The organism is Neorhizobium vignae, assembly GCF_000732195.1.
Lineage (GTDB): Bacteria > Pseudomonadota > Alphaproteobacteria > Rhizobiales > Rhizobiaceae > Neorhizobium > Neorhizobium vignae.
The window spans coordinates 78467-97279 of record NZ_JNNU01000005.1 but is presented as its reverse complement, the minus strand read 5'-3'; the positions used below and the strand labels follow the sequence as shown (position 1 = coordinate 97279).

Here is an 18813-nt window from a genome sequence, read left to right as displayed (position 1 = left end):
CAAAACGACAGGGGAGAAGCCTGACAACAGCCGATGATCTTTTCTGAAGCGTTTCACTGCAATGTTTGGCATAAGCCCAGGATGCTACGAATCACTGTATGTCTCGGATTCGCCGCATTCCGGGGGGCATCACAACGGTGTTCCCAGTGCTTGCGACTGGCACATTGCGCGCATCGACGTGCACGTTTCACTTAAAGACTGACGGGTTCCGTTAGGGGGATATGATGACTGGAAATGTGAAGAGCAACGGCAAGGTAGCATTGATCACCGGGGTAACGGGCCAGGACGGCGCTTACCTTGCGGAACTGCTGCTGGCGAAGGGCTATACCGTCCACGGCATCAAGCGGCGCTCTTCCTCCTTCAACACCAACCGCATCGAGCATCTCTACGAAGATCCGCATGTGGCAGACCCGCGCTTCATCCTGCATTTCGGCGACATGACGGATTCGACCAACCTCATCCGCGTCGTGCAGGAAGCCCAGCCGGACGAAATCTACAACCTGGCCGCCCAGAGCCACGTACAGGTCTCGTTCGAAACGCCGGAATATACCGCCAATGCCGACGGCACCGGCACGCTGCGCCTGCTCGAGGCGATCAGGCTCCTCGGCCTTTCCAAGAAGACCCGCTTCTACCAGGCCTCAACCTCGGAACTGTACGGCAAGGTGCAGGAAGTGCCGCAGAGCGAGACGACGCCCTTCTATCCGCGTTCGCCCTACGCTGTCGCCAAGCTCTACGCCTACTGGATCGTCGTCAACTACCGCGAGGCCTACGGCCTACACGCCTCGAACGGCATCCTGTTCAACCACGAGAGTCCGATCCGCGGCGAGACCTTCGTCACCCGCAAGATTACCCGCGCGGCGGCCGCCATCCATCTCGGCCTTCAGGAACGCCTCTTTCTCGGCAATCTCGACGCCAAGCGCGACTGGGGCCATGCCCGCGAATATGTGCGCGGCATGTGGCTGATGACGCAGCAGGACGAGCCGGACGACTATGTCCTGGCAACCGGCGAGACCCATACGGTACGGTCCTTCGTCGAAAAATCCTTCGCCAAGGTCGGCATGCCGATCGAGTGGCGCGGCGAGGGTGTCGAGGAGAAGGGCTATGACACGACGTCAGGCGAATGCGTCGTGGCGATCGATCCGCGCTATTTCCGCCCGACGGAAGTCGACCTTCTGATCGGCGACCCCACCAAGGCGCACCAGAAGCTCGGCTGGAAGCACGAGACCAACCTCGACCAGCTCATCGCCGAAATGGTCCGGGAGGATTTGAAGGTGATGGCGCGCAACGTACCGACCTCGGGCGGCAACAAGGGCCTCTCCCATGCCTGAGACGATCTACAGCCTTGCGGGAAAAAAGGTCTATGTCGCGGGTCATCGCGGCATGGTCGGTTCGGCGATCGTTCGCCGTCTGGCCTCGGAAGGCTGCGAGATCCTGACGGCGGCGCGAGGCGATGCCGATCTGACGCGCCAGGCGGAAGTCGAGGCCTGGATGGAGCAGAACCGTCCGGACGCGGTGTTCCTGGCGGCCGCCAAGGTCGGCGGCATCCTCGCCAACGACACCTATCCGGCCGATTTCCTCTACGACAACCTCATCCTCGAGGCGAACATCATCCAGGCCGCCCACAAGGTCGGCGTCGAAAAGCTGATGTTCCTCGGCTCGTCCTGCATCTATCCGAAATTCGCCGACCAGCCGATCGTCGAGGAGTCGCTGCTGACCGGCTCGCTGGAGCCGACCAACGAATGGTATGCGATCGCCAAGATCGCCGGCATCAAGCTTTGCCAGGCCTATCGCAAGCAGCATGGCCGCGACTTCATTTCGGCCATGCCTACCAACCTTTACGGCCCCGGCGACAATTTCGACCTGAAATCCAGCCATGTCATGCCGGCGCTGATCCGCAAGGCGCATGAGGCGAAGACCGGCCATCTTCCGGACATCACCGTATGGGGCACCGGCACCCCGCGCCGCGAATTCCTGCATGTCGACGATTGCGCCGACGCCTGCGTCCATCTGATGAAGACCTATTCGGCCGAGACCCATGTCAATGTCGGATCCGGCGAGGACGTCACCATTCTGGAGCTCGCGAAACTGGTGTCCAAGGTCGTCGGTTTCCAGGGGAGTATTTCTCATGATCTCACCAAACCCGACGGCACGCCGCGCAAGCTGATGAGCGCGGACAAGCTGCGGGGGCTCGGGTGGTCGCCGAGGATCGGGCTGGAGCAAGGCATAACCGACGCCTACCAGGCCTTCCTCAAGGGCGAATATCTCGAGCGCAAACGCGGAGATGCCGCCTGATGACAGCAGCCGCCCAGCCCCTCAGCGACGAATGCGAACAAACGTTCGACGCCGCACCGGGGCTGGCTACGGCAGCTGCCACATCGCCACGCAAAAGCGTGGTCGTCTATGCGATGAACTACGCGCCGGAGACTGCCGGCGTCGGCAAATATACCGGCGAAATCGCCGAATATCTCGCCGCCGAGGGCATGGACGTCACGGTGGTGACGACGCCGCCACATTATCCCGGCTGGTCGGTCCAGGCCGGATATCGGAACCGCTATTCCTCCGCCACTGAGGGCCGCATCACGGTGCTGCGGGTGCCGCTCGTGTTGCGTCGAAGGATGAGGGGTATCTGGCGGCTCCTGGCGCCGCTCTCCTTCGCGCTCACCTCGGCGCCGGTTGTCTTCTGGCAGATCCTGCGTCGCCGCCCGACGACGGTCTTCTGCGTCGAGCCGACGCTGTTTGCCGCTCCCGCGGCCCAGCTTGCCGCCAGATTGGTCGGCGCCCGCACCGTGCTCCACGTCCACGACATGGAAGTCGATGCGGCATTCGCCGTCGGGCACCTGAGTTCCAAGACTTGGCTGAAGAGACTTGGCCATGCCTTCGAGCGTAGCGTGCTCGGCCGGTTCGACCAACTGGTCGCAATTTCCAACAGCATGGCCGAAGGCCTCGCCCTGAAAGACGTTCCGGCCGCCAAAATATCCGTTGTCCGCAACTGGGTGGATCTCGCGCAATTCCATCCCATGGAAGACGTGAGCCCCTACCGGGCTGAACTCGGTTTCGGCCACGAGGATTTCGTCGTTCTCTATTCAGGCAGCATCGGCGCCAAACAGGGCTTGAACGTGCTGCTCGACGCAGCCGAGCGTCTGAAGGACGAGCGGCGCATTCATTTCGTGATATCAGGCGAGGGACCGCAGAAGCCGGAACTCGAAGCCCGTTACGGCCATCTTGAGAATCTCCGTTTCCTGGCTTTCCAGCCCTATTCACGGCTGAACGCCTTCCTCAACATGCCGGATCTGCACGTGCTGCCGCAGGACAGGAGCGCCGCCGACCTGACGCTGCCGTCGAAACTCGGGGGCATGCTTGCATCGGGAAAGCCCGTCCTCGTCACCGCCGACGAGGGCACGGAGCTGGCGCAGTTCGTCGGCAGCGCGGTCTATCTCACGCCGCCCAACGACCCGGAAAACCTCGCGGCCTGTATTTTTCGCGCGATGTCGGAACGGGAAACATGGCAGCCACAGGTCCAGACGGTCCTGGTCCAAAACCTCTCAAAACGACCTGCCATCATCGCCATCAAGCAGCTCATCGACAGCGGTGAGCCATGAGGGTCGCTGGCCACATCCTCGCCTACAACGTCGATCGTTTTCTGCCGCACGTTGTCGAGAACTGCGGCCGTTTCGTCGACAAGATCTTCATCGTCCTTCCGGAGCGTCCATGGGCCTATCTGCCAGGCTCCCGGGTCACAAAGAAAAACCCTACGACCAGGGAAAAGGTGGAGGAGGCAATCGCCGCCGCCCGCGCAAAAGGCGTGGGTTGCGAGATCGAGGTGATCTGCAGCGACTTCGAAACCGAGGAAGACACCCGCAACGACTGCCTCGACCGAGCCATCCGCGAAGGTTACGACTGGCTGGTCATCCAGGACGCCGACGAGTTCTATCTGGATAGCGGCTGGGAAACGCTGCTCACATTCATGGCGGCGGACCGCAGGTATGACCGCATCCTGACGCCATGGCACAATTTCTGGAAAACGCCCGAGCTGGTGCTGACCAGCGGCGATGGCTCGATCAGGGATATCAACGCGGGCTTCGCGATCCGCTGCAAAAGCGGCGTCCGCTTCGATACGGCGCGAAAGACCACCCCTGCTGCGACCATCCTCGTCGATGCGCCCTGCTACCACTACGGTTACGTCATGAGCGATGCCGAGATGTGGGAAAAGATCACCAGCTGGGGCCATGCGCATCAGGTGAATGCGAAAAAATGGTTCCGGCTGAAATGGCTCGGATGGACGCCCGCCCATTCCTACCTTCATCCGGTGACGCCGCTGTTCTGGCCGAAGGCGATCCGGTTTTCGGACAGGCAGCCCGCCTTCGCCTCCCATTTCATGAACCCGAGCCAGGAAACCGCACCGCTCGGTTTTGTCGATTTCCTGGAAAACATGCTTGCCGACCGTGCGACGGACGTCCGCATCGTCGCGCGAAAATTATTGAGAAGGTCAACCGTGTAGCCGTAGGTCGCGTTTTCGATGAGTGTGTCAGTACGGCTAATCTCAGGGTCGATCGCCAATGGGGCGTTGCTTGCCGCCAATGTCCTGATCCAGACGATCAGCGTGCCGATCATGCTCGGCTGGTGGTCGGCGCAGCAATTCGGGCTCTGGGTTCTGCTGCAAACGCTTTTTTCCCTCTCCGTCGTGTTCGACCTCGGCCACCAGAACTACCTCGGCTACGAGTTTCAGCGCCTCGGCACCAGGGATGCCGTAAGGCGCGACTTCGCTTCGTCCATCCCGGCCGCCATTTTGCTGGGAGCCGCACTGCTGTGCTTCTGGACGGCCGTCCCCGCCTTCGGATGGGCTGATGCGTTGTTCGGAGATTTCGTTCCTGCGGGGCTGATGGACGATCTTTCAGGCTCGATGACCGTCTATGCGCTCACCTGGTTCGTCACCAGCTCCGTGGGTGGCGTCCTCGGGCGGGCGCTCATCCCTTTCGGCTACTATGCGAGAATGGCGTGGTGGCGGTTTGCGCTGCTGGTGTGCCTCAACCTCGCGGCGCTCGCGGCAGTCCTTTCCGGCGGCGACGTCCTCGACGCCGTCATCGCCTCGTCGGTTGCCAACGTGGTCGTCAATATCGGCGTGCATCTCGACTGCTTTCGTCTCTGGCGGCGCGAAGAAATCGGCTTCGTCGCCCCCGATCTGCGCAGGGGCTGGTCCAACCTCACGAGGAGCCTGTTCGTATCGTTCCGCGAACTGCTTGCCATCGGAAACCAGCAGGGCGTCCGGCTGCTGATCGCACCGCTGGCCGGCGTCAGCCTTCTCGCAGCGTTCACTGCGACCCGGACGCTGTCGAGTATCGCGACCCAGGGCATCAACGCATTGGCGGGTCCGGTCGAGCCGGAACTCTTGCGCTATCTGAGGGAAGGGAAGAGCGGTCCGGCGGAAGCCGTGGTCACTCTAAGCTGGATTTTCGTGTTGGTCGTCGTCGGCCCGGCCTGCCTTCTGCTCCAGTGGGTGGCTCCCGGCCTTTTCCTGTGGTGGACCCGTGGCAACTTCCACCTGGACCCGCTGCTGTTCTGCTCACTCTGCGCCTGCGTTATCGTCTACGGTTTCGCCCAGCCTATGGTTTCGGTCGTCCGGGGAAACAATATTCTGCTGCCGCAGATCGTCGCGAACGTCGCGTCTCTGCTGATCACGGCGATCGGTTGTTATCTGACGTTGACCTCATGGGGGTTGCCGGGCGCCGGTTTCTCGCTGCTGGCGGCCGAGATCGCCAGTTTCATGATCTATGCCGTGGCCGCTCGCGCCGTGCTCCAAAAGCTGCGATTGCGCATACCAATCCATGCCTTCGCCGCATCCGTTTGCGGTGGCCTCCCGGTCATCGCCAGCCTGTTGGCCATGGCAATCTGGCCGCAATCGGCAGCTTGGTCATCCATTCCGGCCGCGATCGGCTCGCTGCTGGCGGCGTGGATGACCCACCGGACTTTGCCGCCTCACATACGAGCCGTCCTCCTGCGTCGCGTTCCGAACCTCCCCCGGAGACGGGCCGCTCTCATGGGGGATCGGCCATGACAGAGAGCGCAGGTCTGGCGAGCGGTGATGCTGCATTCGGCAGGCGTTCCCTGCGGAGGCGGATTTATTCCGGCAACGCCCGGCATGTCGACAAGGCCCGCTGGGGCGTGGTTGTTTTGGTCTTGCTCTGCGCAGCGATCCAGGTGGGGATGTCGCCGGATATCACCACCACGTTCTGCGCCGTTTCAGCCGGGCTGATCGGGATACTGGTATTTTGCTACTGCACCAAACCGAGTCGGATCGAGCGTCATATGATCTCGACTCTGGTGGTGCTCGGCTTCCAGGTCCATTCGAGCCTGGCCGCCCTGATCGTCCAGACCTTTGCGTTCAAACCGATCACCTTCAACCTCGATGCGCCGGTAGCCACTTTTTCCGTTCTGGCACTGCTGCAGTTATGGGCGGTGGCGCTGCACTGGCTCTACACGCAATCGCGGGTAATGCAGGCCGTGACGGTCACGATCCGCCAAAGGATGTTTGCGCCGCTCGGCCTCTATCGTTCGCCGACAAACCGGCAATTGTGGTGGATGGGGCTGCTCGGCTCGTTCGCCTCCTGGTACGCGCATGCCGACCGCTGGGGCGAGGACAATTTCGGCGATATCGCCTTCAAACTGCTCGCCGGCCTGCCGCAATTCTCCGTCGCCCCCTTCCTGATCCCGATCGCAGGCTACCTCCTCGATCCGCCGGACGGCAAGCGCGCGGTCAACTGGCTCGCCCTGACCGTCTACAGCACCCTGACTCTCTATATCGCGCTGGCGCGCAACAGCCGCGGCGCATTTGCCATCAGCGTCCTGACCGTGCTGATCTGCTTTGCCGTCGCGATAGTGATCGGGCGCTTCATCCTGACGAGGCGGCGGATGATCTGGATGGCGGTCGCCGTCCTCCTCAGTCCCATCCCGGCGGGCATCCTCTCGGATCTCGCGACCGCCATGGTCATTGCCCGCGACGATCGTTCCGACATCTCGTCGCGGGATCTCGTCCTCTCGACCATCGGCACGTATTTCGATGGGGAGGCGCTGCGGTCCCGGCAGGAGATGGAGCGGATACTGACCGAGGGCAGCTATAACGAGATCTATGTCGACAATCCGCTTCTGGGCCGCTTCGTCTCCACCAAATACATCGACCACAACATCGCCCTTGGCCTTTCGCTGTCGCAGACCGGAGAAGGGTTGGCGCGTGAGAATGCCGTCAACCAGCTGTTGTTGCTGCTTCCGACCCCGGTTCTGAATTTCTTCGCGCCCGAGCTCGATAAATCCAGCAACGCCTTTTCGTCTGGCGATTATTACAACTTTCTCGTTACCGGCGACGAACTGGGAGGGTATCGCACCGGCTCGTCGATCGCCGATGGCTTCGTCGTTCTCGGCGCGTCTTACGCGGTGGTGTTCGCCATCTTCGCCTTCGCCAATTTCATTATCGGCGACGCGCTCACGATCCGGATGCGGGACGGAGGTGTGCCGCTTTCGGCCCTGGCCTGCATCTGCATCGTCCGCTTCTTCATGAACGGCCTCATGGACGAATCCGTCGCGGTCCAGGCCGGCAATCTTGTCCGGGCGCTGCCGCAGACGGTGCTGCTCTATGCGCTGATGTTCTGGCTGACGAGGGGCGTGAAGCTGAGATGAGGCTCCTCTATATCGGTGCAGAATCAGGGACCAGCCTGCAGCGGGCAGCGGCATTCCGGCGTATCGGCCTCGATGTTCTGCACCTGTCTCCCTATGCGCACCTGCCGCCTCATTGGGCGCCGTGGCTGAACAGGGCCGGTGGCCCCGGCATCGATCGCCTCGTGGCAAACGGGCTCGGCCGTCGGATCGGCGGACAGCGCTTCGATTTTGCCCTGGTGGATTGCGGCGATGTGGTCGGGCCAGCCGCCCTGAACCTGGTCCGCAAGGCAGCGCCGGTTATCGTCAACTACAATGCGGATAATCCCTTTCTGGACCCGTCACCGGAACGCCGTCGCTGGAACATCTTTCGCCGTGCCCTGCCGCACTACGATCTGGTCGTCACGGTACGCCGCCACGGCATCGAATCGATGATGATCAGCAGAGGGGCCAGGCGGATCGATACGATCTGGCAATGCGCCGACGAGGTCATGCATCGCCCTCTGTCATTGACGCAAGGGGAGCGAACCCGATGGTCGTCCGATGTCGTGTTCGTTGGCACCTGGATGTCGGGACGTGGCGAGTTCATGGCGCGCCTGATCGATAGGGGCGTGCCGCTGACGATGCACGGTGCCCGATGGAAAAGAGCTCCCGAATATAAGCTGCTCAGCCCTTTTATCCGGTCCGATCACCTTGAAGGCGCGAACTATACACGAGCGATCGCGGGCGCGAAAATCGCCCTGGTTCTGCTGAACGGCGCAAACGCCGACCTTCATACGACGCGCTCGGCGGAGATTCCGGCCATCGGCACCGCCATGTGCGCCCCGCGAACCGCACATCATCATCAGCTCTACAGGCAGGACGAGGAAGCCGTATTCTTCGACGGGCCGGATGACTGCGCGGAAATCTGCAAGCGGCTTCTGGCCGACGACGACAGGCGCCGGAGGATCGCCGATGCCGGGCATCGCCGCACATTCGTGAACGGCACCTATAACCAGGTCCTGGCCCGCCGGATCCTCGAACAGGTTGCCGACCTCGGGCGGGCGGGAGGCGAAGCGCGATGAGGCCGGCGAAGCGTGACGACATCGGAATCCTTTTCCTAGCGTTGGACACCTATGGCCGGATCGGGGGAATTCAGCGCTTCAACCGGCGTGTCATCGCTGCGCTCGCAGCGATCTCGATGGACAAGGGCTGGGAGCGCTGCGCTGTCCACATCATGCGCGACGATCAGGCGGATATCCCTGAAATCGCGCCCGTGGCGATAACCGCCTTCGGCCCCCGACGCCTCGGTTTCATCTTCCGATCGATCGCCGCCGCCCGCCATCGCCGGATCCTGTTCCTGGGACATATCAACCTCTTGGCCGTCGGGCTGATCTGCAAACTGCTTGCGCCGGGAATGAGGCTCGTGCTTTTTGTCCATGGCGACGAGGTGTGGAACGACCCCGCCCATCGCCGGATGCGGTTCTACGAACCGCTCATGGCGAGAGCCCTCAGCCGGATCGCCTCCGTCAGCGCCTTCACGGCAAACCGGATGCAGCATGCTTTCAGGCTGCCCGCGGAAAGGTTCAGAATATGTCCGAACGCCGTCGACGACATCGATCGGCAGCCAAACCCGAAAAGGGATCGCCGGAACATCCTGACCGTCGCCCGGCTGGACCCCCATGACCGCGGCAAGAATATCGACGCCCTGATCCAGGCGGTGGCCCTGCTCGAGCGCCGGAACGTGGAATGCATCCTCCGGATCGTCGGCGAGGGCCCGCTCAGATCGGAACTGGCATCGCTGGCACGCGAGCTTGCGGTTGAAGACCGGGTCGAGTTCCTCGGCCACTTATCGGATGTGGCGCTGGCCGAAGCCTACGCCCAGGCGTCCCTGTTTGCGATGCCCTCATCGAAGGAAGGATTCGGCATCGTCTTCCTCGAAGCCTGGCTGCACGGCCTGCCGGTGATCTGCGGCACTGAGGATGCGGCCGCGGAGATCGTCACCGACGGCATCGACGGGTTTGCCGTAGACCCGCAGGATATCGAAACGCTTGCCGCGACAATCGCGATGCTTCTCGCCGATCCGGACGGGGCTGCCGCGATGGCAGAGGCGGGGGCCGAAAAGGTCCGCTCACGCTATCTCATGGCACACTTCAAAGGAAATCTCGAAAAACTTATCGCGGAGCTGCCATGAGAATCCTCAACATCATCGCCAGCGCCGATCCCGAAACCGGAGGCCCGATCGAGGCGCTGCGGCTGACTGGGCTGCAAATGGCGCGCCTGGGCCATGCGGTGGAAGTCGTGACGCTGGACAAGCTCTCGGCGCCCTATGTGAGAGAGTTTCCCTTGCCCGTTCATGCCTGCGGGCGATGGACCCGGAGATACGGATATACGCCGGAACTGGCACGCTGGATCGCCGCGAACGCCGATCGTTTCGATGCCGCGGTCATCCATGGCCTCTGGAACCATGCCTCTGTCGGCGGCTGGTCGGCCCTGAGGCGGGCAGGCCTGCCTTACGTCGTCCTCGCCCACGGCATGATGGATCCATGGTTCCGCGAAACCCATCCGCTCAAGCATGTGGCCAAGCAGGCGTTCTGGCTTGCCTGGCAGGGCAGGGTTCTCCGCGATGCGGCGGCGGTCCTCTTCACCTGCGAAGAGGAGCGCCGCCGGGCGCGCGGCGTCTTCCGGGGTTACGGTTACGCGGAGCGTATCGTCGCCTTCGGCACGGCCGATCCGCCGGCAGGGGTAGAGAGCCAGCTTGCCGCATTCCGCCGGCTTCTGCCGGAATTGAAGAATAGGCGCTTCCTGCTGTTCCTCAGCCGTTTCCATGCAAAGAAGGGCTGCGATCTTCTTATCGAGGCCTTTGCGAAGATCGCCGCGTCCGATCCGGATCTCGACCTGGTGATGGCGGGGCCGGATCAGTCCGGACTGAAATCGAAACTGATTGCCCAAGCCGCCAAGGCATGCATCGCCGATCGCGTCCATTGGCGGGCATGCTGGCCGGCGGTGTCAAATGGGGCGCCTTCCGGGCTGCCGAGGCCTTTGTCCTGCCGTCGCACCAGGAAAATTTCGGCGTCGTTGTCGCGGAAGCCATGGCCTGCGCAACACCGGTCCTGCTGACCGACAAGGTCAATATCTGGCGCGAAGTCCAAATGAGCGGTGGCGGTCTGGTCGGGCCCGACACGTCGGAGGGCATCGAAAACCTGCTCCGGTCATGGCTCTCGCTCTCCGAGGACGGCAAAAGCGCCATGCGCACCCATGCCCGCGCGGGCTTCGAACGGCATTTCCGCATCGAGGCCGCGACCCGCGATCTCATCGCCATTCTGCACTCCGTCTCCCCACGAGGCCTTCATGAAGCCGCTTGACGCGAAGACATCCGATCCGCGGCTGGGAGCCCCGAGTTTCCCGCTGGGACATCGGCTGTTCCGGCTCGCGTGGAACCTTGTCTGGCGCCTTTTCGGCCGCTGGACGCCGGTGCCGCTGTTTGCATGGCGCCGGTTTCTGCTGCGGCGCTTCGGAGCCCGGATCGACCGGACGGCGCGGATCTATCCCGGCGTCGAGGTCTGGTACCCGCCGAACCTTGCCTTGGCCGCGTATTCCTGTCTCGGAAGCGGTGTCAACTGTTACTGCATGGATCGCATCGAACTCGGCACGCACGCAATCGTCTCCCAGGGCGCCCATCTGTGCACCGGCACGCATGATGTCGACGATGCGAATTTCCAGCTGCTTACGAGACCCATCGTCGTCGGTGCGAATGCCTGGATCGCGACGGAAGCGTTTGTCGGGCCGGGCGTCACCGTCGGGGAGGGCGCGGTGCTCGGCGCCCGCGCCGTCGCCTTCCGCAATCTCGATCCCTGGACGATCTATGCCGGCAGCCCGGCCAGGAGATTGCGGCGGCGCTTAGAGCAGGACAAGCCGGGCATCTTTCCGGTGCGGTTGAACTCCTGACTGGGACAAGTCGTCGAATGGCCAGCCTCGCCGTCCTCATCCTCGCCTACAACGAAGAGCGCCACATCGCCCGGGCGCTGAAGAGCGTGGCGCCCTTCGCGTCCGAGGTCTTCGTCATCGATTGTTTCTCGACCGACAGGACAGTGGAGATCGCCCGGTCGCTCGGTGCGACCGTGCTCAGCAACCCCTGGATCAATTATTCCAGGCAGTTCCAGTGGGGGCTCGACAATGCCCCGATCACCGCAGACTGGATCATGCGGCTCGATGCGGACGAGGTGATCGAACCTGACCTGGCGGTGGAGATTACCGACAAGCTTCCCTTTCTCGCGGCCGATGTCGCAGGCGTGAACCTCAAGAGAAAACACATCTTCCTCGGACGCTGGATCCGCCATGGCGGACGGTATCCGCTCATCCTCACCCGCATTTGGCGGCGGGGACAGGGACATGTCGAGGACCGCTGGATGGACGAGCACATCGTCGTGAAGGGCGGCCGGATAGTTCTTTTCGACACGCCGTTCTCTGATCACAATCTCAACGATCTCAGCTTCTTCACGGGCAAGCATAACCGATATGCAACTCGAGAGGCCGTCGACGTTCTCGGCCAGCGTTACGGGCTGTTTCCGGAAGATCTCGGGCTATCGAGGGAAGCGTCCTCGCGACAGGCTGCCATCAGGCGGAGCATCAAAGAGCGGGTCTATAACCGGCTTCCGTTCCCGGTCGCTGCGCTCGGCTATTTCCTGTTCCGCTATATCGGCCAGCTCGGTTTCCTCGATGGCCGCGAAGGGCTGATCTACCATGTCCTGCAAGCTTACTGGTACCGGTTCCTCGTCGGCGCGAAGGTCATGGAATTCGACCGGTCGCTCCGGTCGCTTAAAACGCTTGAGGAAAAGCGCGCGGCGCTGGCGCGACTGACGGGGCTGCCGCTCTGAAGCGACAGCCCGTGAAGCGCAGCGGTTCAGGCAACGCCCGCACTCGGAAACGCGGCCCAGAAGAGCGTCGAGCCCGCCCCTTCGGCGGCGACCACCAGCAGGCTTTCGCCGGCATTCAACGTATAGCCGGTCTTGCCCGAGATCCTGTTGAAGAGCTGGGTGCCGTTGGTATTGACCGCCAGATCCGCCGATCCGGCGTTGACGATGTGAAACGGCAATCCGACCAGCGAGGACGCATCCGACGAATTCGTGATCGCGGGCAGCGTGCAGACGAGTGCCGAAGCGGCGTCGAAGGTGACGAGACCGGCATCCAGTGGATGGAGCACGGTGTTCGCGGTCTTGAGCGTCGACTTCATTCCCATTCCGAAGCGGGGATAGATGAAGCTGTTGCCGCCCCTGACCTCCAGGTCCCCTTGATTCTCTCCGGCGTCTCCGCGAATGTTGAATGCCGCCAATCCGTTGCGGGTCTGATCGGTCCACAGACCTGATAGCATCGCGTGACGGCCAATTCCGCGCGCGCCATGAAACTGGCTGGTGGCTGAGGTCGTGTTGAAATCGGTAATCGTCGTGTTGCTGCTGTAGAACCGACTGAAGCCGGTCGCGCGCCCGACGACGTCGGCATTCTTGTCGCCGGGCACTTCGGAGATGTTGAGGTCGCAGCCCTGTGCGTTCTCCACGTAAATCCCGGCGCCGGAGCCGCCTTCCGCATCCATGCCGAGGAAGCGCGAGTTGGAGACGAACGCGCCTTCCTCGCGGGAGCTCAACTCGAAACAGGGCATGCCCCAGGACGAGAGCATCAGCGAGCCGCTGCCGGACGCGATCATGGCCGGGGAGGTGAAGGCGTTGCCGATCTGTATCGTGTTGCCGCTCACCGACTTGACGACATAGATCCGCCCGGCGGTGATCCCGTAATTGCCGCTCGCGAATGCGACCGGCATCCGCGCCCGGAATTTGCCGCCGTCGGCAACGGCGATATTCGCCGAGCCGTTGGAGAAAGTCGCGATGTCCACAAGCTCGGCCCGGTTGAAGGCGTTGTTCTGGATGCGGTCGACATACATTTCGTTCAGACGAGCGCCGTCTCCGCCGGCTTCGAAGACGATACCCCGGCAGAGCCGATTGTCCCGTCCATCGGCGGGAATGATGTTGAAGAGCGAATCGAAGCGGCTGTTTCCGGGCATCAGGGTCGAACCGGGCAGCAACGATGCATAATACTGGCCATTTTCGCAAAGATGCGTCCAGACCCGGGAAACGTCCGTGTGCATGAAATTGGCTAGGAATATCCCCCAGTCGCTGCAGTCGCGGATGAAGAGATCGTGGATGGTGGAAAACTGCAGGCCGATATTGTTCACCGCGCCGATGCTGATGGCGCGCGAGAAACCGGTAAAGCCGATATGCTCGCATCGCCAGCCGGTAATGCAATCGGCGGTGATCGTCGCAGACGGCGAACCAAGGTCTGCGTCATTGGCGGCAAAAGCCGGAAACGAGCCGTCGCCGACAAGCACCGTGCCGCCGACGAAATCCCATCCGCTGTCCGGGAGGGTGTCGTTCAGATAGTTCAGCACCGGCTGCACCCCCTGGTAACCGACGCCGGAAGCGACCGGGAGCGGTTCCGTGAGCGCAATCACCGCATCCGGCAGCAGGATGGTGCCGCCGCCCGCTGCGGCCGCTGCCGCATGGACGGCCCGGATTGCCGCTTCGGTCGCATCGGAGGGAACGTAGAGTTTCGGAATTTGGCGCGATGGCATCGTGTCAGTCCTTGAGGTCGGTGAATCGGCTGATCGTGAGTTGGCTGATGGTGAGCTGATTGTTTTCCGCGTCGGCAAGTGCGTACCCTTCGGCATCCATCAGGATGAACCCGTCGTCCTCGGGCGGCTCGCCGCCGCTGATGGGAAAAGTGCCGGGGCCAGTCAGGGAAAGTCCGAGATCCAGCATCATCCCCTCCCGCCACCAACATGCGCCGTCCGGCCCCCGCCGGTTCCGTGTCTGAGGTGGTGCTTTCGCATTCCTGTCTCCTCGGTTCCAAGCCCGGCCGATCGGTCAGCTGCCGGCGGGCACTTCAGAACTCGATTTTAGGAACGGGTTGAGGAGCGGGGACGAAGTGGCGGGAAAGATTCGATGAATGGCTGCTGCTGTGAGGAAGGGCTTATCGGCCAAATGCCTGAAATGCCTTACGGACCGGAGGCTATGAGGCGGCCGGAATGGGGAGAGCTGTCGCGCTCCCGGGGGGATGGTCTTCCCCGCGATAGCCAAAAGAACCGGGTGGATTGTGCGCGCTCGACCGCAAATCGAAGCGCCGGACGCACCGATTTGAACTCCCGGAAGAGGGAGAGCTCAGAGTAGGGGGCAGAAAAGAGAGTGGGAATGGTGGGCGATGAGAGACTCGAACTCCCGACATCCTCGGTGTAAACGAGGCGCTCTACCAACTGAGCTAATCGCCCGTTCGCGATTGCGGAGCCTCAGGGCCCGCCGCGTCGGTGGCCGTGATCTATGCGGATCGCGGAAAAACCGCAAGGGCTTTCATGATGTTTTTTTGAAAATTTTGGGGAAGAGCCGACTGGACAGGGGCGCATACGGGGCAGGAGAGGGCAAAGCGACGGGACGTCATCCTTTTGTCTTGAAACGCGCTTGACACCCGATCCCGAACCTCTTAGTTAGCCGCTCAACCGAGCGATTGAGGTCGCCCGGCTCCGAGGTTTCGGCCTCAAGAGAAATGCGCGGGTGTAGCTCAGTTGGTTAGAGTGCCGGCCTGTCACGCCGGAGGTCGCGGGTTCGAGCCCCGTCACTCGCGCCATTCTCTTATTGAAACTCTCCGCCGATTGCGCGTCTTGCGCACAAGGCGGACGCCGCTGGTCGGCATTATGCGCGGGTGTAGCTCAGTCGGTTAGAGTGCCGGCCTGTCACGCCGGAGGTCGCGGGTTCGAGCCCCGTCACTCGCGCCATTTTTCACCCAGAAGAATGTGCTTCCCAATACGATCTGGCCGCCCCGGGTCCCTCGTGGTCGCGGTCTGAGGTTGTCGCCAGGATACAGCCGCCGATAATCGTTTGAACTGCTCCATTTTGGCGCAGGATGCGACATTCAAAAAGCTTGCGCCGGGGCTTCGGCTGCGCTAACCACGGCTTGTTGCAATGCACGTTCGCTTTGCCTGTGCATTGATATTCAGGCGTCGTCTCCCGACGCTTCAGGCAAGCTGGGATCGAATACAATGAGTGAACTCCTCACTTCCTATATCCCGATCGCGATTTTCATCGGCATTTCCCTGGTGATCGGCATCGCGCTTCTGGTTGCGCCGTTCGCCGTCGCCTACAAGGCGCCCGATTCGGAAAAGCTTTCGGCTTACGAATGCGGCTTCAATGCCTTCGACGACGCGCGCATGAAGTTCGACATTCGCTTCTACCTGGTCTCGATCCTCTTCATCATCTTCGACCTCGAAGTCGCCTTCCTGTTTCCGTGGGCCGTGTCGTTCGGTGCGATTGGCTGGTTCGGCTTCTGGTCGATGATGGTATTCCTCGCCGTTCTGACGATCGGCTTTATATATGAATGGAAGAAAGGAGCGCTGGAATGGGAGTAGTCGACAACGGCAGCACTCTCGTCGCGCCGCAGCCCAAGGGTATTATCGATCCGAATACCGGCAAGCCCATCGGCAGCGACGATGCGTTCTTCGGCGAGATCAACAATGAGCTCGCCGACAAGGGTTTTCTCGTCACCTCCACGGATGAGCTGATCACCTGGGCCCGCACGGGCTCGCTGATGTGGATGACGTTCGGCCTCGCCTGCTGCGCGGTCGAGATGATGCAGCTTTCGATGCCGCGTTATGACGTCGAGCGCTTCGGTTTTGCGCCGCGCGCCTCGCCGCGCCAGTCGGACGTGATGATCGTCGCCGGCACGCTGACCAACAAGATGGCGCCCGCGCTCCGCAAGGTCTATGACCAGATGCCGGAGCCGCGTTACGTCATTTCGATGGGCTCCTGCGCCAATGGCGGCGGTTATTACCACTATTCCTATTCGGTGGTACGCGGCTGCGATCGCATCGTTCCGATCGACATCTATGTTCCGGGCTGTCCCCCCACGGCGGAGGCACTGCTCTACGGCGTGCTTCTGCTGCAGAAGAAGATCCGACGGACCGGCACGATCGAGCGCTGAGGGCCAGAGGCCAAGGGTAATTGGACAAGATCATGAGTGAAGCCCTGAACGAGCTTTCGACCTACATTCGCGAAGCGCGTGCGTCCCTCGTGGCGGATGCGGAAATCGCCTATGGCGAGCTCACGCTGACGGCGACCGCGGAAAACCTGCTGCCGCTGCTGACCTTCCTGCGCGACGACGTGCAGTGCGGGTTCGTCAGCTTCATCGACATCTGCGGAGTGGACTATCCGGCCCGCGAAAAGCGTTTCGATGTCGTCTACCATCTTCTGTCGCCGCGTCAGAACCAGCGTATCCGCATCAAGGTCGCGACCGCCGAGGATGAGCCGGTTCCGTCGGCGTTTTCGGTCTATCCGGGCGCCGACTGGTTCGAGCGCGAAGCCTGGGACATGTACGGCATCCTGTTCACCGGCCACCCGGACCTGCGCCGCATCCTGACCGACTACGGTTTCGAAGGTCATCCGCTGCGCAAGGATTTCCCGACCACCGGTTTCGTCGAGGTTCGTTACGATGACAACGCCAAGCGCGTCGTCTATGAGCCCGTCGAACTGCGCCAGGAATTCCGCAATTTCGATTTCTTGAGCCCGTGGGAAGGCACCGATTACGTGCTGCCCGGGGATGAAAAGGCGAAAGCTTAAGGATCGGCGCAGCCGCGCCGCCCGTCCGCACTTCTTTCCCGCCCGGTGCGTCACTCCGCCCGGCATGGAGTAAGCAGAATGACCGAACATAACGTCCGCAATTTCAATATCAATTTCGGACCGCAGCATCCGGCGGCACATGGCGTGTTGCGCCTTGTGCTAGAGCTTGATGGTGAAATCGTCGAGCGCGTCGATCCGCATATCGGCCTGCTTCACCGCGGCACCGAGAAGCTGATCGAGACCAAGACCTATCTGCAGGCGGTTCCCTATTTCGACCGCCTCGATTACGTCGCGCCGATGAACCAGGAGCATGCGTTTGCGCTTGCCGTCGAAAAGCTCCTGGATATCCAGATCCCGATCCGCGGCCAGCTGATCCGTGTTCTGTATTCGGAAATCGGCCGCATCCTCTCGCACCTTCTCAACGTCACCACGCAGGCGATGGACGTCGGTGCGCTGACGCCGCCGCTCTGGGGCTTCGAAGAGCGCGAAAAGCTGATGGTGTTCTACGAGCGCGCCTCCGGTTCTCGCATGCATGCGGCCTATTTCCGTCCGGGCGGCGTCCATCAGGACCTGCCGCCGGAACTGGTCGAGGATATCGGCAAGTGGTGCGACCAATTCCCCGCCAAGCTCGACGACATCGATGAACTGCTGACCGGCAACCGCATCTTCAAGCAGCGCAACGTCGATATCGGCGTCGTCAAGCTCGAAGACGCCTGGGCCTGGGGTTTTTCGGGCGTCATGGTGCGTGGTTCGGGCGCTGCCTGGGACCTGCGCCGCGCGCAGCCCTACGAGTGCTATTCGGACATGGAATTCGACATTCCGATCGGCAAGAACGGCGACTGCTACGACCGTTACCTGATCCGCATGATCGAGATGCGCGAATCGGTGAAGATCATGAAGCAGTGCGTCAACCGCCTGCTCGGCGACGCCAGGACCGGCCCGTTCTCGTCAACGGACGGCAAGGTCGTGCCGCCGAAGCGTGGCGAGATGAAGCGGTCGATGGAAGCGCTGATCCATCACTTCAAGCTCTATACCGAAGGGTATCACGTGCCGGCCGGCGAGGTTTATGCGGCCGTCGAAGCCCCCAAGGGCGAGTTCGGCGTCTTCCTGGTCGCCGATGGCACCAACAAGCCTTATCGCTGCAAGATCCGCGCGCCGGGTTACGCCCATCTCCAGGCGATGGATTTCATCTGTCGGGGACACCAGCTGGCCGACGTTTCGGCGGTGCTGGGCTCGCTCGACATCGTCTTTGGCGAGGTGGACCGCTGATGATCCGCGCCGTCGTTCTCGCTGCCGTTGTTTCCGCTGCCCCCGTTGCGTTCGCGCAGCAGGCGCAGACCGATGGCGCGATTTCGACCCAAGGCGGCGGATCGAAGTCGATGAAGGATCTCCTGTCCGACGGATACGAGATCAAAACCTCCGTTCCCAGTGGAACAAAGTTCATAGTGTTCATGCAGAAAGACAAGTCTGCCTATGCCTGCGAATTCGTGACGCTCACGAGATCGCGGTGTGGATCCATAAACTGATAAGGCGTGGA

Annotated in this window: 19 protein-coding genes and 3 tRNA genes; 19 read left to right on the top strand and 3 right to left on the bottom strand. The window is 62.0% G+C overall.

The window, feature by feature from the left end:
* The first annotated feature begins 221 nt into the window (after nt 1-221).
* From gmd to GQ59_RS09535, 12 genes are read left to right on the top strand one after another with little or no spacing between them, the layout of a single operon-like run.
* The gene (gmd, locus tag GQ59_RS09585; protein ID WP_432762573.1) at nt 222-1328 is read left to right on the top strand and encodes a GDP-mannose 4,6-dehydratase; all 1107 of its coding nucleotides are present in this window, start codon (nt 222-224) and stop codon (nt 1326-1328) included.
* The gene (gene fcl, locus GQ59_RS09580; RefSeq protein ID WP_037080558.1) at nt 1321-2292 is read left to right on the top strand and encodes a GDP-L-fucose synthase; all 972 of its coding nucleotides are present in this window, start codon (nt 1321-1323) and stop codon (nt 2290-2292) included. The genes gmd and fcl overlap by 8 nt, the downstream gene beginning before the upstream one ends.
* Nucleotides 2292-3599 (top strand): WcaI family glycosyltransferase, encoded by a 1308-nt coding sequence (locus GQ59_RS09575; RefSeq protein ID WP_051903887.1) that lies wholly within the window; start codon nt 2292-2294, stop codon nt 3597-3599. Before fcl ends, GQ59_RS09575 begins: the two co-directional genes overlap by 1 nt.
* Nucleotides 3596-4498: a hypothetical protein gene (locus tag GQ59_RS09570; protein WP_037080556.1), complete on the top strand. Its 903-nt coding sequence runs from the start codon at nt 3596-3598 to the stop codon at nt 4496-4498. Before GQ59_RS09575 ends, GQ59_RS09570 begins: the two co-directional genes overlap by 4 nt.
* An 18-nt stretch (nt 4499-4516) precedes the next feature.
* Nucleotides 4517-6052: a lipopolysaccharide biosynthesis protein gene (locus tag GQ59_RS09565; protein ID WP_152564287.1), complete on the top strand. Its 1536-nt coding sequence runs from the start codon at nt 4517-4519 to the stop codon at nt 6050-6052.
* Nucleotides 6049-7668 (top strand): hypothetical protein, encoded by a 1620-nt coding sequence (locus GQ59_RS09560; protein WP_037080551.1) that lies wholly within the window; start codon nt 6049-6051, stop codon nt 7666-7668. Before GQ59_RS09565 ends, GQ59_RS09560 begins: the two co-directional genes overlap by 4 nt.
* Nucleotides 7665-8708, top strand: a complete 1044-nt coding sequence (locus tag GQ59_RS09555) for a CgeB family protein (protein WP_051903886.1) — start codon at nt 7665-7667, stop codon at nt 8706-8708. The genes GQ59_RS09560 and GQ59_RS09555 overlap by 4 nt, the downstream gene beginning before the upstream one ends.
* Nucleotides 8705-9817: a glycosyltransferase family 4 protein gene (locus GQ59_RS09550; RefSeq protein WP_037080548.1), complete on the top strand. Its 1113-nt coding sequence runs from the start codon at nt 8705-8707 to the stop codon at nt 9815-9817. The genes GQ59_RS09555 and GQ59_RS09550 overlap by 4 nt, the downstream gene beginning before the upstream one ends.
* Nucleotides 9814-10743: a glycosyltransferase gene (locus GQ59_RS09545; protein WP_201772421.1), complete on the top strand. Its 930-nt coding sequence runs from the start codon at nt 9814-9816 to the stop codon at nt 10741-10743. Before GQ59_RS09550 ends, GQ59_RS09545 begins: the two co-directional genes overlap by 4 nt.
* Nucleotides 10671-10988 carry a glycosyltransferase gene (locus GQ59_RS33305; RefSeq protein WP_280114038.1) on the top strand — a complete coding sequence of 106 codons (318 nt, stop codon included), beginning with the start codon at nt 10671-10673 and terminating at the stop codon, nt 10986-10988. The genes GQ59_RS09545 and GQ59_RS33305 overlap by 73 nt, the downstream gene beginning before the upstream one ends.
* The gene (locus GQ59_RS09540; RefSeq protein ID WP_037080546.1) at nt 10975-11571 is read left to right on the top strand and encodes an LbetaH domain-containing protein; all 597 of its coding nucleotides are present in this window, start codon (nt 10975-10977) and stop codon (nt 11569-11571) included. The genes GQ59_RS33305 and GQ59_RS09540 overlap by 14 nt, the downstream gene beginning before the upstream one ends.
* Nucleotides 11572-11588: 17 nt before the next feature.
* On the top strand, nt 11589-12500 hold the full coding sequence (locus tag GQ59_RS09535) for a glycosyltransferase family 2 protein (RefSeq protein WP_037080543.1): 912 nt from the start codon (nt 11589-11591) through the stop codon (nt 12498-12500).
* A 26-nt stretch (nt 12501-12526) separates the two neighbouring features.
* Here GQ59_RS09535 and GQ59_RS09530 read toward each other — a convergent pair whose 3' ends face one another.
* From GQ59_RS09530 to GQ59_RS09520, 3 genes are all read right to left on the bottom strand, one after another.
* Nucleotides 12527-14245 carry a hypothetical protein gene (locus GQ59_RS09530; RefSeq protein WP_037080542.1) on the bottom strand — a complete coding sequence of 573 codons (1719 nt, stop codon included), beginning with the start codon at nt 14243-14245 and terminating at the stop codon, nt 12527-12529.
* A gap of 4 nt (nt 14246-14249) precedes the next feature.
* Nucleotides 14250-14432 carry a hypothetical protein gene (locus GQ59_RS09525; RefSeq protein ID WP_152564286.1) on the bottom strand — a complete coding sequence of 61 codons (183 nt, stop codon included), beginning with the start codon at nt 14430-14432 and terminating at the stop codon, nt 14250-14252.
* A 430-nt stretch (nt 14433-14862) separates the two neighbouring features.
* Nucleotides 14863-14938 (bottom strand) — tRNA-Val (locus tag GQ59_RS09520).
* A gap of 276 nt (nt 14939-15214) precedes the next feature.
* Between GQ59_RS09520 and GQ59_RS09515 the strand changes: the two genes are divergently transcribed.
* The 7 genes from GQ59_RS09515 to GQ59_RS09485 all read left to right on the top strand — a co-directional run bounded on the left by GQ59_RS09515 (nt 15215) and on the right by GQ59_RS09485 (nt 18802).
* Nucleotides 15215-15291 (top strand) — tRNA-Asp (locus tag GQ59_RS09515).
* Between the two features lie 71 nt (nt 15292-15362).
* Nucleotides 15363-15439, top strand: a tRNA-Asp gene (locus tag GQ59_RS09510).
* A 264-nt stretch (nt 15440-15703) separates the two neighbouring features.
* On the top strand, nt 15704-16069 hold the full coding sequence (locus GQ59_RS09505) for an NADH-quinone oxidoreductase subunit A (protein ID WP_037080537.1): 366 nt from the start codon (nt 15704-15706) through the stop codon (nt 16067-16069).
* Complete coding sequence (locus GQ59_RS09500; protein ID WP_037080534.1) at nt 16060-16641, top strand: NuoB/complex I 20 kDa subunit family protein; 582 nt, start codon at nt 16060-16062, stop codon at nt 16639-16641. The genes GQ59_RS09505 and GQ59_RS09500 overlap by 10 nt, the downstream gene beginning before the upstream one ends.
* A gap of 32 nt (nt 16642-16673) precedes the next feature.
* A complete protein-coding gene (locus GQ59_RS09495) occupies nt 16674-17276 on the top strand; it encodes an NADH-quinone oxidoreductase subunit C (protein ID WP_037081106.1) in 603 nt (200 codons plus the stop codon).
* Between the two features lie 78 nt (nt 17277-17354).
* A complete protein-coding gene (locus GQ59_RS09490) occupies nt 17355-18545 on the top strand; it encodes an NADH-quinone oxidoreductase subunit D (RefSeq protein ID WP_037080532.1) in 1191 nt (396 codons plus the stop codon).
* Nucleotides 18545-18802: a hypothetical protein gene (locus tag GQ59_RS09485; RefSeq protein ID WP_037080530.1), complete on the top strand. Its 258-nt coding sequence runs from the start codon at nt 18545-18547 to the stop codon at nt 18800-18802. The genes GQ59_RS09490 and GQ59_RS09485 overlap by 1 nt, the downstream gene beginning before the upstream one ends.
* Nucleotides 18803-18813: the final 11 nt, after the last annotated feature.

Excerpts from the sequence above, each read along its gene's own strand:
- gmd (WP_432762573.1), top strand. The coding sequence starts at position 222 with ATGATGACTGGAAATGTGAAGAGCAACGGCAAGGTAGCATTGATCACC.
- fcl (WP_037080558.1), top strand. The coding sequence starts at position 1,321 with ATGCCTGAGACGATCTACAGCCTTGCGGGAAAAAAGGTCTATGTCGCG.
- GQ59_RS09575 (WP_051903887.1), top strand. The coding sequence starts at position 2,292 with ATGACAGCAGCCGCCCAGCCCCTCAGCGACGAATGCGAACAAACGTTC.
- GQ59_RS09570 (WP_037080556.1), top strand. The coding sequence starts at position 3,596 with ATGAGGGTCGCTGGCCACATCCTCGCCTACAACGTCGATCGTTTTCTG.
- GQ59_RS09565 (WP_152564287.1), top strand. The coding sequence starts at position 4,517 with ATGAGTGTGTCAGTACGGCTAATCTCAGGGTCGATCGCCAATGGGGCG.
- GQ59_RS09560 (WP_037080551.1), top strand. The coding sequence starts at position 6,049 with ATGACAGAGAGCGCAGGTCTGGCGAGCGGTGATGCTGCATTCGGCAGG.
- GQ59_RS09555 (WP_051903886.1), top strand. The coding sequence starts at position 7,665 with ATGAGGCTCCTCTATATCGGTGCAGAATCAGGGACCAGCCTGCAGCGG.
- GQ59_RS09550 (WP_037080548.1), top strand. The coding sequence starts at position 8,705 with ATGAGGCCGGCGAAGCGTGACGACATCGGAATCCTTTTCCTAGCGTTG.
- GQ59_RS09545 (WP_201772421.1), top strand. The coding sequence starts at position 9,814 with ATGAGAATCCTCAACATCATCGCCAGCGCCGATCCCGAAACCGGAGGC.
- GQ59_RS09540 (WP_037080546.1), top strand. The coding sequence starts at position 10,975 with ATGAAGCCGCTTGACGCGAAGACATCCGATCCGCGGCTGGGAGCCCCG.
- GQ59_RS09535 (WP_037080543.1), top strand. The coding sequence starts at position 11,589 with ATGGCCAGCCTCGCCGTCCTCATCCTCGCCTACAACGAAGAGCGCCAC.
- GQ59_RS09530 (WP_037080542.1), bottom strand. The coding sequence starts at position 14,245 with ATGCCATCGCGCCAAATTCCGAAACTCTACGTTCCCTCCGATGCGACC.
- GQ59_RS09525 (WP_152564286.1), bottom strand. The coding sequence starts at position 14,432 with ATGCTGGATCTCGGACTTTCCCTGACTGGCCCCGGCACTTTTCCCATC.
- GQ59_RS09505 (WP_037080537.1), top strand. The coding sequence starts at position 15,704 with ATGAGTGAACTCCTCACTTCCTATATCCCGATCGCGATTTTCATCGGC.
- GQ59_RS09500 (WP_037080534.1), top strand. The coding sequence starts at position 16,060 with ATGGGAGTAGTCGACAACGGCAGCACTCTCGTCGCGCCGCAGCCCAAG.
- GQ59_RS09495 (WP_037081106.1), top strand. The coding sequence starts at position 16,674 with ATGAGTGAAGCCCTGAACGAGCTTTCGACCTACATTCGCGAAGCGCGT.
- GQ59_RS09490 (WP_037080532.1), top strand. The coding sequence starts at position 17,355 with ATGACCGAACATAACGTCCGCAATTTCAATATCAATTTCGGACCGCAG.
- GQ59_RS09485 (WP_037080530.1), top strand. The coding sequence starts at position 18,545 with ATGATCCGCGCCGTCGTTCTCGCTGCCGTTGTTTCCGCTGCCCCCGTT.